At 74.3% G+C, this 13,870-nt stretch carries 15 protein-coding genes; 8 read left to right on the top strand and 7 right to left on the bottom strand.

Annotated features, from left to right (window positions below; all coding sequences use genetic code 11):
• Positions 1 to 80: 80 nt before the first annotated feature.
• Both FHR78_RS15645 and FHR78_RS09360 read right to left on the bottom strand, forming a co-directional pair.
• Entirely contained in the window at positions 81 to 485 is a 405-nt protein-coding gene (locus FHR78_RS15645; RefSeq protein WP_166760231.1) for a transcriptional regulator, read from the bottom strand.
• The gene (locus FHR78_RS09360) at positions 482 to 925 is read right to left on the bottom strand and encodes a chemotaxis protein CheY (RefSeq protein ID WP_166760230.1); all 444 of its coding nucleotides are present in this window, start codon (positions 923 to 925) and stop codon (positions 482 to 484) included. Before FHR78_RS09360 ends, FHR78_RS15645 begins: the two co-directional genes overlap by 4 nt.
• Before the next feature lie 214 nt (positions 926 to 1,139).
• On the opposite strand from FHR78_RS09360, the gene FHR78_RS09355 reads away from it, so the two are divergent.
• From FHR78_RS09355 to FHR78_RS09320, 8 genes are all read left to right on the top strand, one after another.
• A complete protein-coding gene (locus FHR78_RS09355; protein ID WP_166760229.1) occupies positions 1,140 to 1,988 on the top strand; it encodes a hypothetical protein in 849 nt (282 codons plus the stop codon).
• A complete protein-coding gene (locus tag FHR78_RS09350; protein ID WP_432207153.1) occupies positions 1,982 to 3,385 on the top strand; it encodes a FliI/YscN family ATPase in 1,404 nt (467 codons plus the stop codon). Before FHR78_RS09355 ends, FHR78_RS09350 begins: the two co-directional genes overlap by 7 nt.
• Entirely contained in the window at positions 3,385 to 3,936 is a 552-nt protein-coding gene (locus tag FHR78_RS09345; RefSeq protein ID WP_208393047.1) for a flagellar FliJ family protein, read from the top strand. Before FHR78_RS09350 ends, FHR78_RS09345 begins: the two co-directional genes overlap by 1 nt.
• Positions 3,933 to 4,748 (top strand): C40 family peptidase, encoded by an 816-nt coding sequence (locus FHR78_RS09340; protein WP_347878130.1) that lies wholly within the window; start codon positions 3,933 to 3,935, stop codon positions 4,746 to 4,748. The genes FHR78_RS09345 and FHR78_RS09340 overlap by 4 nt, the downstream gene beginning before the upstream one ends.
• Before the next feature lie 926 nt (positions 4,749 to 5,674).
• On the top strand, positions 5,675 to 6,670 hold the full coding sequence (locus FHR78_RS15640) for a flagellar hook-length control protein FliK (protein ID WP_166760227.1): 996 nt from the start codon (positions 5,675 to 5,677) through the stop codon (positions 6,668 to 6,670).
• A 103-nt stretch (positions 6,671 to 6,773) separates the two neighbouring features.
• Entirely contained in the window at positions 6,774 to 7,214 is a 441-nt protein-coding gene (locus FHR78_RS09330) for a flagellar hook assembly protein FlgD (protein WP_166760226.1), read from the top strand.
• Positions 7,215 to 7,365: 151 nt separating this feature from the next.
• Positions 7,366 to 8,538, top strand: coding sequence for a flagellar hook protein FlgE (locus FHR78_RS09325; protein ID WP_166760225.1), 1,173 nt, complete (start codon positions 7,366 to 7,368; stop codon positions 8,536 to 8,538).
• A gap of 275 nt (positions 8,539 to 8,813) precedes the next feature.
• Complete coding sequence (locus FHR78_RS09320) at positions 8,814 to 10,076, top strand: mannosyltransferase family protein (protein WP_166760224.1); 1,263 nt, start codon at positions 8,814 to 8,816, stop codon at positions 10,074 to 10,076.
• A 113-nt stretch (positions 10,077 to 10,189) separates the two neighbouring features.
• Here the strand turns inward: FHR78_RS09320 and FHR78_RS09315 are convergent, their stop codons facing one another.
• The 5 genes from FHR78_RS09315 to FHR78_RS09295 all read right to left on the bottom strand — a co-directional run bounded on the left by FHR78_RS09315 (position 10,190) and on the right by FHR78_RS09295 (position 13,808).
• On the bottom strand, positions 10,190 to 10,465 hold the full coding sequence (locus tag FHR78_RS09315; protein ID WP_166760223.1) for a DUF4190 domain-containing protein: 276 nt from the start codon (positions 10,463 to 10,465) through the stop codon (positions 10,190 to 10,192).
• Between the two features lie 123 nt (positions 10,466 to 10,588).
• Entirely contained in the window at positions 10,589 to 11,272 is a 684-nt protein-coding gene (locus FHR78_RS09310; protein ID WP_432207152.1) for a YitT family protein, read from the bottom strand.
• A gap of 154 nt (positions 11,273 to 11,426) precedes the next feature.
• Positions 11,427 to 11,942 carry a hypothetical protein gene (locus tag FHR78_RS09305; RefSeq protein WP_166760222.1) on the bottom strand — a complete coding sequence of 172 codons (516 nt, stop codon included), beginning with the start codon at positions 11,940 to 11,942 and terminating at the stop codon, positions 11,427 to 11,429.
• Positions 11,943 to 12,021: 79 nt separating this feature from the next.
• Positions 12,022 to 12,564 (bottom strand): hypothetical protein, encoded by a 543-nt coding sequence (locus FHR78_RS09300; protein WP_166760221.1) that lies wholly within the window; start codon positions 12,562 to 12,564, stop codon positions 12,022 to 12,024.
• Positions 12,561 to 13,808: a hypothetical protein gene (locus FHR78_RS09295; protein WP_166760220.1), complete on the bottom strand. Its 1,248-nt coding sequence runs from the start codon at positions 13,806 to 13,808 to the stop codon at positions 12,561 to 12,563. Before FHR78_RS09295 ends, FHR78_RS09300 begins: the two co-directional genes overlap by 4 nt.
• Between the last annotated feature and the right edge of the window lie 62 nt (positions 13,809 to 13,870).

Raw genomic sequence — 13,870 nt, 5'->3', positions numbered from 1 at the left:
TGGTCGATGGGGCCGATCGGTCGGCATTTGCAGGGCCGGTCCGACGCGGGGTGCGGCGGGTGCAGCACGTGCGGCAGCGGCTAGCCGGCCGCGATCTCGCGCAGCACCGCGAGGTGGTCCGCCCACGCGGCGCGTCCCTCGGGAGTGAGCTTCAGCGTCGTCCGCGGCCGCTTGCCGACGAACCCCTTCGACACCGCCACGTACCCGGCCGCCTCGAGAATGCTGATCTGCTTGCTCAGCGCCGAGTCGGTGACCTGGACGGCGTCGCGCAGGTCCTTGAAGTCGAGCTGGTCGGCCGCCGCGAGCGCCGCCGCCATCGAGAACCGCACCGGCTGGTGCAGGGTGTCGGAGAGCCGGAGGCGCGGGTGCGGACCGCCCGCCGCGCCCCCTCCCGAGGCAGCCGCCCCGCCCGCAGCGGCCCCGCCCTCGGCCGACCCGCCCGCAGCCGCCCCGCCCCCGGCCGCTCCGTCCGCCGCCCCGCTCATCGCACGACCTGCCGCGCCTCGTGGGTCGCCGCGGCGACCGAGACGACCAGCAGCGCCGCCGCCGCCAGGCAGGTGGCCCCGACGGCCCGGCCCTCGGACGACCCGACCACGAGCATCGCGACCAGGTAGATCGCGAACATCGCGGCGATGTAGAGGCCCCAGCGGCGACCGCCGCCGAGTCGGTGCGACCGGAAGAACACGAGCTGGAACCCGACCACCACGGCGACCCAGGTCAGCAGCCCGACCATGGCGACGAAGTAGTTCGTGCCGGTGGTGAGCCCCATGGCGAGGGTGCCGAGCGAGAGCACGGCGCCGAGCGACAGCAGCACGGCGACGCCGGGCCAGCCTGCCCGCGAGGTGGTGTGCCGCCCGGTCGAGTCGGCGTCGTCGAGGAGGCGGCGGGCCTCCTCCGGGGTGGGGAGACGGCTCTGGTCGGTCATGGTCGGTCCTCTCGTCGATGTGCTCCCACTCTAGGAAGTACTTGCTCGCCAGGCAAGTAGTTTCTCGATGAGCCGCACGGGTCCCGCACCTGCCCCCGTTCGGGGCAACGCCTTACGCGCCCCCCGCGACCTGCCGAGAGTCGCCCCTGAGCACGGATCGCTCGACCCCAGGCCACGGATCGGCCGCACCGCCCCCGTCTGAACGGCCCCGTCGATGCCCGATCCCGTGATCTCCGCCCCGGAGTCGTTCTCGCGCGTCGTCTACCCCTCGCTCACGGAGGTGCGGTCCGGCTCCGCGACGACCGCCCACGCCCTCGAGGTCGGCCACGCCGCCACCTCCGCCGCCGGCCTGCACGCGGGCACCCGCGGCGCGGGCCACCTGGCGCCCCACGCCGACCCCGACGCCGCCGTGCGCGCCGCCCGGGCCGAGGCCCGCGGCCACGCCGCCGGGTACGCCGCGGGCCTGCGCGCCGCCGAGGCCGACCTCGTCGCCCGTCGTGCCGCGATGGAGGCCGAGCACCTCGAGCAGGCGACGCGTCTCGAGCGGTCGCTCGCCGCCTCCTTCGCCGCCCTCGACGCGGCCGCCGACGCGCTGCGCCGCCAGGTCGTGCCGGTGCTCGCCGAGTCCGAGGAGGCGCTGGTCGCGTCCGCGCTGGAGCTCGCCTCCGCGATCGTCGGCTACGAGGTCGCCGCCTCCGAGCCGCCGGCGGCGCCCGAGGCAGGGACCGCGCCCGACACCGCGCCCCACGCCGAGGCCGGCACCGACATCGACACCCTCCCCGCCGCGCAGCACCCGGCCGGCCCGCGCGAGGGCCGCACCGCCCGGGCCGCCGTCGCCCGCGCCCTCGACGGCGTCGACCGTGCCCTCGTCGTGGGCGTCCGGCTGCACCCGGCCGACCTGGCCGCCCTCGGGGACGCGGCCGCCGCCTCCTCGGTGCCCCTGGTCGCCGACGCCCGGCTCGGCCGCGGCGACGCCGAGGCGGACCTGCCCACGGGGCTCGTCGACGCCCGCCTGGCCACGGCCCTCGACCGGGCGCGCACCGCCCTGCTCGGAGCATCGTGACCCTCACCGCCCCCGTCCGCACCCGGCTCGACGCCGCCCGCGCCGCCGCGCGCCCGCAGCGCGTGGGCCGCGTCGTCAGCGCCGTCGGCCTCGGCATCACGGTGCAGGGCCTCGACGCCGCGGTCGGCGACGTGCTCGAGATCGGCGGGCCGGGCGCGACCACGAGCACGGCCACGCTCGCCGGTCCCTCCGTCGCCGCGTCGGACGCCGCCCCGTCGGCCGCCCTGGCCGAGGTCGTCGCGACGACCCCCGACGGCCTGCGCTGCATGCCGCTCGGCCGCCTCACCGGCGTGACGGCCGGCACGCCGGCGCGCTCGACCGGCCGCCCCCTCCTCGTCCCCACCGGCACCGGCCTGTTCGGCCGTGTGCTCGACGGCCTCGGCCGGCCGATCGACGGCCGCGGCCCCCTGCGCGCCCCGGACGGCGGCGCCGTCGACCTCGTCCCGCTGCACCACGAGACCCCGTCGGCGATGCAGCGCGCCCGCATCGACACCCCGCTGCAGCTCGGCGTCCGCGTGCTCGACACGCTCACCACGGTCGGTCGCGGGCAGCGCGTGGGCCTGTTCGCCGGCTCCGGCGTCGGCAAGTCGTCGCTGCTGTCGATGATCGCCCGCGGCACCGACGCGCAGGTCAGCGTCGTCGCGCTCGTGGGGGAGCGCGGCAGGGAGGTGCGCGAGTTCCTCGAGGACGACCTCGGACCCGAGGGCCTCGCCCGGTCCGTCGTCGTGGTCTCGACCAGCGACGAGCCGGCCCTCATGCGCCTCCGGGCGGCGTTCGTCGCGACCCGGATCGCCGAGTCGTTCCGCGACCAGGGCGCCGACGTCGTGCTGATGATGGACTCGCTCACCCGCGTCGCCATGGCGCAGCGCGAGATCGGCCTCTCGGTCGGCGAGCCGCCCGCCACCCGGGGCTACCCGCCGTCGACGTTCTCGGTGCTGGCCGAGCTGCTCGAGCGCGCCGGCACCGACCGCGTCGGCTCGGTCACCGGGCTCTACACGGTGCTGGTCGACGGCGACGACCACAACGAGCCGGTGGCCGACGCGGCCCGCAGCATCCTCGACGGCCACGTCGTGCTCGACCGCAAGCTGGCCGTGACGGGGCACTTCCCGTCGATCGACGCCCTCGGCTCCGTCTCGCGCGTCGCCTCGAAGGTGACCACGCCCGAGCAGCGCGCCGCCGCGACTGCCCTCCGCACGGTGATGGCCGCCCGCCGGGCCGCCCAGGACCTCCTCGACGTCGGCGCGTACCAGCGGGGCACGAACCCGCTCGTCGACGCCGCCGTCGACCACCAGGGCGCCATCGACGCGTTCCTGCGACAGGGCATGGACGAGCGTGCCGACGCCGCCTCCTCGTGGTCCGGCCTCGCCCGGCTCACCGCACGGCTCGGGGGTGCCTGATGGCCCGCGCCTTCTCGCTGATCGGCCTGCTGCGGCTGCGCCACGCGCAGCAGGACCAGGCCGCCGGACGCCTCGCCGAGGCCAACGAGCGCCTCCGCGACGCCGCCGACCGGCGCGTGGCCGCGAGGCGCACCCTCGACGACGGGCCCGCGCAGGTGACGGACGCGGCCATGCTCAGCGCGCTCGCCGCCTCCCGTGCCTCGAGCCGGGGCATGCTCGCCGAGCTCGACGCGGTCGCCGCCCGCCGCCGGGCCGACGCCGAGCAGGCACAGGCCGAGTTCGCCGCCGCCCGCCGCGCCGCGATCGGCCTCGAGAAGCTCGAGGCCGCGCACGCGGTCGAGGCCGCCGCCGAGGACCTGCGCACCGAGCAGGCCGCGCTCGACGAGATCGCCGGCCAGTCGTGGCGCACCCGGGCCGCCGAGGCCGCTGCAGGCGCGTCCGCCGCCGGCGTGACCGCAGCCCCGAGCGTCCCGCCTGCCCCTGCCGCCCCCGGCGCCTCGACCGCCCTGACCGACCCGACCGACCCGACGACCCCAGGAGGTGCCGCGTGAGCCCCGTGAGCGAGGTCCTGTCCCGCATCGACGACATCCGGTCGCAGATGGACCAGCTGCGCGGCGGACGCACGTCGTCCCTGCTCGGCACGGCCGCGGCCGCGGCGTCGTCCGCGACCTCGGCCGCCTCGGCCACGGCGTTCGCCGACGCGCTCGCCGGCACGACCGGGACCGGTGCCGCGTCGGCCGCCGGCACGGGCGGCCTCGCGAGCACCGCCTCCGTGGCGGCCGTCAAGGACGCCGTCGCGACCGGCAGCGGCGCCACCGGGGACGACGTCGTCGCCGGGGCGAAGAAGTACCTGGGCGTGCCCTACGTCTTCGGCGGCGAGAGCGCGAGCGGCATGGACTGCTCCGGTCTCGTGCAGACCGTGTTCGGCGAGCTCGGCGTCGAGATGCCGCGCGTCGTGCCCGACCAGGCGCGCATGGGCGCCGAGGTGCCGTCGCTCGCCGAGGCGAAGCCGGGCGACCTGCTCGTCGCGAAGGGCGAGGGGCACATCGTGATCTACCTCGGCGACGGCAAGGTGCTGCACGCGCCCCGTCCCGGCAAGGACGTCCAGATCGTCGACAACTGGTACAAGGACTCCGACCTGGCGACGATCCGCCGTGTCGTGCCGGCGACCGGGACGGCCGCCGCGAGCACCACCTCCTCGATCCAGGGCGCCGCCGCGTCGACCTCGCTGGCGTCGCTGGCCGCAACGCTCGGCGTGACCGGCACCGGCGCGACCGGCGCGACCGGGTCCGCCGGGTCCGCCGGGTCGACCGATCTGATGACCGCCGCGCTGCAGCGCATGATGAGCGGAGGGGCCGCCTGATGAGCGTCCTGCGCACCCTGCCCTTCGTCGGACCCGGCCCCCAGGCCCGACCCGACGCGTCGACCGGTCCCGACCGGGCCGCCGACCGCGCCGCCGACCGGGCGGGATCCGCCGCAGGTCGCGCTGCCGCGGGTCGCTCGGCCGTCGGGAGCTCGGCCGCCGGGTTCGGCGAGGCGATGTCGTCCGTCGCCCCGGGAGGCGGTGCCCCGCACCCCTCCGGCCACGGTCGCGACGTCGGTGCCGACACTCGTCACGACTCTGCTCGGCGCCCTGGTCCTGAGCGTGGGCGGGCCCACCCCGCGGCGGGCGCGGGTGTGGGTGCTGGCGCTGGTGCGGGCGCGGGCGCGGGTGCTGGTGCGGGTGTTGGCGCTGGTGCGAACGCTGGCGCCGGCGCGAACGCGACGGCCGATGCGAGTGCGCCCGTGAGTACGAACGAGGGGGAGGGAGAACGAGCTGCGGCTGTTCCGTCACGGGACGAAGCGTCCGCGGCCCCGATCCTCGTCCCCGCGACCGCGACCGCGACCGCGACCCCGCCCCTGACCGAGACCCTGCCCGCCGCGCTCACCCCCGATCCGTCTCGTGACGGAGCGACCCCCCTCTCGCCCGGAGCGTCCATCGATCCGTCTCGTGACGGATCAGGTCTTCTCGGGGCCGGGACCCCCTCCCTTTCCGCTGGCGTGCCCGCCGATCCGTCCCGTGACGGAGCAGCGGCCGCGGCCGCTGGCGCGCCCATCGATCCGTTCCGTGACGGAGCAGGGTCCGCGTCCTCGGCGGCCAGCGTGCCCGTCGATCCGTCCCGTGACGGATCAGCGAGAGAGGCGAGCCTCCCCTCCTCCGAGCTGGGCGATGCCGTCCGCGGTGCGGCCCTGGCCGGTGTCGCGTCCTCGACCTCCCCCGTCCGTCCCGAGGGGGACGCCGCATCCCTCGTGGCGAGCGCCACGCCCGGGACCATCACCGGTGCCCCGTCGGCCCCCGCGTCCACGCCCTTCCCGCCGGCCGGTCCGGTCGCGACGGCGACGGCGCTGGCGACCGTGGGCTCCGCGCAGGACCTCGCCGCGTCGACCGGCGTCCTCGTCGCCGCCGGCCCCGCAGGGACGGGCACGGACACGGGTGCAGGCACGAGCTCGGCCGGCACCGGCACCGCACCAGGGGCCTCGACGACCACCCCCGGCGGCGCCCCGGCCACCCGCGCGGCCGTCGCGACCACCGCAGCTGCCGCCGCCGCCGGCGCGAACACCACGTCGTCCCCGGCCAGCGGCCGCGCCCTCGGCGCCGACACCGGCACCGCGTCCCCCGCCGTGACGACGGCCAGCACCGGCGCCACGACCGCCACCACCACCACCACCACCACCACCACCCCCCTCTCCCCGTCCGCCGTGCCCTTCGCCGTGCCCCCGGTCGCACCGACCGCCCCGGCGCCCGCCACCGTCCCCACCCCGGCGGCGGCACCTCCCTCGACCCCGGCACCGCTGACGCAGCAGCTCGCACGTCCCCTGTTCTCGCTCGCCGCGGCCGGGCCCGGCACCCACGTCGTCACCGTGACCGTGAGCCCTGAGGCCCTCGGGCCGGTCACCGTGCGGGCGCACGTCGCGGGACAGGGCATGCACGTCGAGATGTTCGCTCCGTCCGACGCCGCGCGGGAGGCAGTGCGAGCGATCCTGCCCGACCTGCGTCGCGACCTCGGGGGAGCGGGCCTGCAGGCCAGCGTCGACCTCTCGAACCAGAACCGGCCGTCCGACCAGCGATCCGACCAGCAGGCCGCGGGGACGCCCGGCGACCCCCGCGACCAGCAGGGCCGCGCGCGACGCGTCGAGCTCGAGCCCGACCGGCTCCGGGCCGGGGCCCTCGCGGCCGCCGCCGGCGCCGGGGGGCTGCACCGCGCCTCCTCGTCCTCGACCGCCTCGATCGACGTGCTCGCCTAGCGCGCACACCCGCGCCCGCCGACCAGCCGCAGCCGCGCCCCCAGCCCCCAGCCCGCAGCCCCTCCGAACCCGACCTCCAGCCCTCCACAGGAAGACACAGCCCATGCCCTCGATCGACCAGATCTCCGGAACCGTCGACCCGGCCGTCATGGCCGCGGCCCAGCAGTCCTCCGCGGGACGGACGACCAAGTCCTCCATGGACAGCGAGATGTTCATGAACCTGCTGGTCACGCAGCTCAAGAACCAGGACCCGTCGTCGCCGATGGACACGAACCAGATGATGTCGCAGACCACGCAGCTGTCGATGATGGAGCAGATCACCAACCAGACGACCACCGCGAACGAGGGCTTCTCGCTGCAGATGCGCACGTCGGCGTCCGCCCTGGTCGGCCGCGAGGTCAGCTACACCGGGCCCGACGGCAAGGCCGTCACCGGCACCGCCACGAGCGTCTCGTTCGCCGAGTCCGTGCCCAAGGTCACCGTCGGCGGGAAGGAGGTCGCGTTGGATCTCATCTCCGGCATCTCCGCGACGCCGACGGCCTAGCGACGAGGACCGCTGCCACCGGCCCGCGCCGGCACCGGCCCCGCACCACGCAGCACCCCACCCCGCACTTCTCAGCACCGCCCGGACGCAGGACGCGACCGGTCCCCCCGCGCAGGACGCGCCTCCTCAGCTCCGTCCGAAAGGCAGCACCATGCTCCGCTCCCTCTACTCCGGCATCTCGGGCCTCCGGTCGCACCAGACCATGCTCGACGTCACCGGCAACAACATCGCCAACGTCAACACCGCCGGCTTCAAGTCGTCGACGACGCAGTTCCAGGACACCCTGTCGCAGATGACCCAGGGCGCCGGCGGGCCGCAGACCGGCATCGGCGGCACCAACCCCGCGCAGGTCGGCCTCGGCGTGCAGGTCGCCGGCATCTCGACGAACTTCGCGCAGGGCTCCGCGCAGGCCACCGGCAAGGCGACCGACCTGATGATCTCGGGCGACGGCTTCTTCGTCACCCGCCTCGGCAACGACACCGTCTACACGCGGGCCGGCGCCTTCGACTTCGACGCCGACGGCCGCCTCGTGTCGTCCGACGGCAAGATCGTGCAGGGCTACTCGGCCACGAACGGCGTCGTGAACGACGGAGGCGCGGTGGGCGACATCATGCTGCCCCTGAACGGCGCGGCCCCCGCCACGGCCACCACCGGCGCGAACGTCGCCGGCAACCTGCCGTCCGAGACCCCGGTCGGCGAGACGCTGACGCGCGACTCGAAGATCTACGACGCGTTCGGCACCGAGCGCACCCTGACCCTGTCGTTCACGCGCACCCAGGGCGGCTGGAACGTCACGGGCACCGACGGCGTCGGCACCCCGGGCAGCACGGCGCTGACCTTCACCGACGGCGCCCAGAACGGGGCCGGCTCGCTCACGGTCGGCGGCATCACGGTCGACCTGTCGAAGGTCACCGGCTTCGCCGCGCTCAACACGGTGGCCGTCACCGACCAGAACGGCCGCGAGGCAGGCACGCTCAAGGGCTTCAGCCTCTCGAAGGACGGCACGCTCGTCGGCCAGTTCAGCAACGGCGAGTCGCTCGCCGTCGGCCGCATCGCGCTCGCGACCTTCGCGAACCCCGGCGGCCTCGAGAAGGCCGGCTCGTCCGGCTACCGCGCCACGGCCAACTCGGGCAACGCGGCGCTCGGCGTGCCCGGCTCGCCCGGCGTCGGCTCGCTGTCGAGCGGCACGCTCGAGATGAGCAACGTCGACCTCTCGCAGGAGTTCACCAACCTCATCGTCGCCCAGCGCGGCTTCCAGGCGAACGCCCGCATCATCACCACGTCGGACGAGGTGCTGCAGGAGCTCACCAACCTGAAGCGCTAGCCACAGCTGCGCAGGAGGCGCGGGCCCGGTCCTCGAGACCGGCCCGCGCCTCCTGCGTCCGCCCCGTCGCCCAGCTCGCCGCCCCACCTCGTCCCGAACCCCGGAGTGGACCATGCACCCCGTCGTTTCGGGGTGCATCGTCCACTCCGGGGTGCGGCGGCCGCACTCCGGGGTGCGGCGGCCGGCCGGCCGGCGCCGGCCGCGCGTCGCGAGCCGCCCGGGCGCGCGGGGTACGGGGCACCGGCCTCCCAGCGCCCGCGAGGTAGACAGGGGCGATGACGACGGGGACGGAGGCGCGGCGCGGCACCCAGCCGGAGCCGCCCGCCCCGCGCACCGGCGCCCTCCGCCTGCCCCGCCCCGGCCTCGCCACCACGCTCGTGCTGCTCGGCGTCTACGCGGCCTCCCGCCTGCTCACGACGGCGGTGCTCGCCCTCGTGCACGCCCTGACGGCGACCGCCACGTGGGCCCAGCACGACGGCGGGCCGGGCTTCGCCGGCTACCTCTCGTCGTGGGACGCCCGGTTCTACCGCGAGATCTCCGAGCAGGGCTACCCGTCCGAGCTGCCCCGCGACGGAGACGGCCAGGTCGTCAAGAACGCCTGGGCCTTCATGCCGTTGTTCCCGGCGCTCGTGCGGGTCGTGCGGCCGGTCGTCGGCGGCGACTGGTTGATCGCGGCGCTCGTCGTCGCCGTGCTGGCGGGGGCCGGGGCGACGCTGGTGCTGCACCGGCTGATGCTGTCCCGGTTCGACGCGCGCGCCTCCTTCTGGGGTGCCGTCTTCTTCTGCACGGCGCCGATGTCGTTCGTGCTGCAGGTGCCGTACGCCGAGGGGCTCTTCCTGCTGCTGATGTTCGGCGCGCTGCTGGCGATGACGGCCCGGCGCTGGGCCTGGTTCACGGTGCTCGGCGTGCTCGCCTCGTTCGCGCACCCCGGTGCGCTCGCGCTGTCGGCGGCGCTCGGGCTGACCTGGCTCGTGCGGCTGGTCCGCGCCCGACGCGCCCACCGCGCCGACGGCTCCGACCGCGCCGAGCCCGACCGTGAGCCGTTGGCCGAGCACGTGCGCATCTGGATCGCGGGGCTCGTCGTCACCGCCGCGGGCTTCGCCTGGCCCCTGGTCGTGACGATCGTCACCGGCGAGCGCGACGGCTACTTCGCGACGGAGTCGTCGTGGTGGCGCGACTACATCGGCGCGGACGGCTTCGTGCCCTTCACGCCGTGGTTCCGCTTCGGCGCGGCGACGGCCGGGTGGCTCGGGGTCGTGGCCGTGGTGCTGCTGCTCGTGGGCGTCGCGGTGGGGCTGGTGCGCCGCTCGGGACGGCTCGGGCTCGAGCTGCAGACGTACACGATCGGCTACGTCGCGTACCTGGTGGCGGTGTTCCTGCCGCAGCAGTCGAGCTTCCGCATGCTCATGCCGCTGGCGCCGTTGCTGGGCGACCCGCAGCTGTCGAGCACGAGGAGGCGCGTGGTCGTCACGATCGTCGCGAGCGTCGCGCTCCAGGTCGTCGCGATCGTGCTGCTCTGGACGGTCTGGCCCCCGTAGCCCGATCCAGGCCTAGGCCGCGGCCCTGACCGGCAGGCCTGCCGGTGCCCGGACGCAGAGGAGGCGCGGTGCCCGTCGAACGGACACCGCGCCTCCTCGGCACCGGGGGTGGATCAGTAGGTCGTGCCGACCTGCGACATGCCGGCCGAGAAGACCGAGATGCTGAGCACGATGCTGAGGATCATGAAGACGACGCTGATGATGATGCCGGCCAGCGCGAGGCCGCGGCCGCGCTCGCCCGTCTTCTTGATCTGCGAGAACGCGATGATGCTGACGACGAGGCCGGCGAGGCTGAAGACGAAGGCCAGGATGAACCCGACGATCGCGAGGACGTTGTAGCGGGCGGCGGTGCCGTTCGCGGTGGCGGGGGTGTTCTGGTCGTAGGTCATGTCGTGACTCCTCTGGCCTCGGGGAGGGCGTCGACGATCGTCGGCCCCTGGCCCAACGTAGAGACTTCCTCGATCCTGTGTCGCACCTGAGAGCGGAATCACCCGAGATCACCCCCGAAGTGGTCACGTGCGACCCAGGTACCGCCCCTGCTTGTGGTTGAGAGCGAGCACGAGGTTGAGCACGACGGCGCCCGCGGCCGAGAGCAGGACCGTCCACGGGCTGACGACGGTGAGCGAGAACAGGATGATGACGACGTCGACCGCCATCTGCACGTAGCCGGCCCGCCAGCCGAGCTTCTCCTGCAGCACGAGCGCGAGGATGTTGATGCCGCCGAGGCTGGCCCCGTGGCGGAACAGGATCAGCAGGCCGACGCCGACGAGCAGGTTGCCGCCGAGCGTGCCGTAGACGGGGTCGACGCTCTCGATGTGGAACACCGCCGGGTGCAGGTACGACATCGCCGAGACCATGGCCACGGTGAGGACGGTCCGCAGGGTGAAGCCGAGCCCCTTCTTCCACACCGCGAGGGCGAAGAACGGCACGTTGACGAGCATGAAGAGCGCGCCGAACGACAACGGGCCCGCGTAGTCCAGCAGCAGGGCGAGACCCGCGGTGCCGCCCGAGACGGAGCCGCTCGCCTTGAGCAGGAACAACCCGAAGGAGGCGATGAAGACTCCCGTCAGCACCCCCATCACGTTCTCGACCAAGGTGTGCCGGTTGGCGTCGACGGTCGCGGCGTTCTCGGTGAGGGCCGGGTCGTCGACGAGCGGGGTCGCCGTGTCGGGCGACAGTGCCGCGTCGGGCGACAGGGTCGTGTCGCGCGCGGCGGAGTCGGGCGTCGGGTGGGTCGGGGCGGGGGAGGAGGGCCGGGCGACAGGGGTGGCGTCGCGCGTGCCGTCGTTCGCGGGGGTGTCGGTCACCGCAGCATCCTGCCAGCCCCGTGTTGCGGGCGCGTGTCGCGGCTCAGGCCATCCAGCGCGGGATCAGACGCGGCGCGACGGCCCGGATCTGCTTGCCGGTCAGCGGCTGGTCGGGGGAGACGATCTGGACGCCGCATCGTCCGGCGACGTCGGCCAGGGCCGGGAAGTCGAAGTACCCCTCGGTGAGCACGATGCGCGTGTCGTCCGCGCCGCGGACCGCGAGGACGCCGAGCCGTTGGACGCGCTGGTCGACAACGCACAGCAGCCCCCGCTGTCGGCCGTCCAACGACACGGTCCTCGTCGACCACGGGCGCCGGTAGGTGAGCTGCGTGCCCGACACCGTCACGGTGGTGCCGCGGACGTACCAGACGAGCCCGACGGCGAGGATCGGCGCCAGCACCGCGAGGATGACCAACGCCGTCCAGTTGCCCCTCAGCACCGCCAGGCCGATCACGATCGCGAAGAGCACGAAGCGGGTCTTGGCCACGACCAGGAGCTGCCGAGGGGAGGGCCGGTGGACGACGGACGTGGGATCGGTGTGGGGGACGGGCGTGGTCATGGAAAGGGCTCCTCAGGGATGGGGATGGGGACGGGATGGGGACTGGGGCAAGACGAGGTGGGAACCGAGGCGGCGGTGACTACGAAGAGACCGAACGAAAGCCGAGGGCCAGGTCGTCGAACAGGGGCAGCGCCTCGGCGGCCGGGTGGGGCACCGGCATCTCGGTCCCGAGACTGACGACGACCTCGTCGCCGTCGTCGACGATCTGCCACAGCCAGATCGCGTGGGTGACGAGGACGCTGCCGGGCGATCTGACGTCGTTGAGGGGCAGATGGTGGATGCGGTCGTGCTGCAGTCGCACCGCCGGGCCGAGTCGGGTGTGGACCGGATAGACGGCCGTCGCCGAGACGGCCGACGGCACGGCACGGAACCCCTCGACGACGGCGTCGACGGTGCACCCGGGCACGTCCTCCACGTGGAGCGTGGCCCACGCCACCGGCGCCGCGGCGGGCTCGGCGTCGTCGGCCAGCACGAACCCCGCCGCGGCCCGATCGGCGAGCATGAGCTCGCGCACGACGTCGCTCCCGGCCGGCAAGGGCGAAGGAGGCGCGCCGTCGACCATGCGGGCCTCCAGCCCCAGCACGGGCACCCATCGCGGGTCGTGGTCGATGCCGAACGTCATGATCTCTTCTCCTTCCAGCGTCGGACGACGCCGAGGAGTCCTCCTCGGGTCGGCCGCCCGAAGACAGCCCAGGCGGCGACCGGGAGAACGGCGACGTCCGATGCGATGAGCGCAGCGGCTGACATGAGCGCTGCGACCTGCACCGCGAGCTCGTCGACGAGATCGATCGCGAAGAGGAACGGCAGGAGCATCCCCGAGGCGAGGACGCAGAGTCGGGCGCTGCCGAAGATCGGTGCGACGCGCCACGGTCCGAGGCCGAAACCGGCTGCCATCCCGTCACCGCGGCCGTGCTCCACGTCGAATGGTGCCGGCAGCTCCACGTCTCGTCGCCGGCGCCTGTTCTCCGTGAGACCTGCCGTCACCAGAGTGGCCTTGAGAGCCGTGAGGGTTTTCGGACATGGTGCCCACAACTCAAGAGGGAGGACGAGGCGGGGGGTCCCTGCGCTGTCCCAGACGACGAGGGTGCCCCGGCCCCTCTGCTTGGAGCGTCGGACATCGAATTCCCTCAGCGCGAACGGCCCTTCCCTGCCCTCGTCACAGGACACCCGCGACGAGACCCCGACACCGTCGACGACGGCGAGCGAACCGGCTGAGGCCATGATGCGGGCATGTCGACGGAACCACGCCGGACATGTCCCGGCGGGTGCGCTCGAGGCCGGTGCGGTGATCCGTCGGGGCACTCGCCGCCACGACGGCAGGGGTGCAGCCGAGGCCAGGGCGCAGAGGAACCCGAGGACGCACATCGGGATGATCCAGGGCGCGAACGAGACCGGCGAAGGGGCGATGAGGGCGACGATGGGGAACGTGACGATGAGGGCCACGTAGTTCAGCCCGAGGGCCATGATCGCGAAGCCTTGCGCTCGTTGTCGCGGAGTTCGGACGATGACCGTCGGGTTGAACGTCGGGACGACCGCCGCGAGGATGTCCTCGTGGAGGGACGCCGGTGGCGCCTCCTTCGACGCTGCCACGCCCGCCAGGTCGAAGAGCGTCACGAAGCCGCTGCTCTCGAGAGGCGACTGGTCCGGGTCGGCAGGGCGGAGCGGCCACCAGTCGTCCAACGTGAAGGTGACCATGCCTACCGTCGTCTGGATCCAGACCAGTCCGTAGTGACCGACGTCGAGTGCGGAGCCGGGGATCTGGTAGCTCGACGACCACCCACCACGGACGATGTCGCTCACCGAGAACAAGGGTTCGCATCGACCGTCGGGAGACCGCAGTGCGACTCCGCCTGTGGTGTCGACCACGACGGCAGAAGGTGAGCTCTGCCCGCCGACGAACGGGCTCACGGCCGTGCGGCGTGCCACGA

Source organism: Frigoribacterium faeni (assembly GCF_011761235.1).
GTDB lineage: Bacteria > Actinomycetota > Actinomycetes > Actinomycetales > Microbacteriaceae > Frigoribacterium > Frigoribacterium faeni_A.
This window is presented reverse-complemented; position numbering and strand designations above follow the sequence as displayed.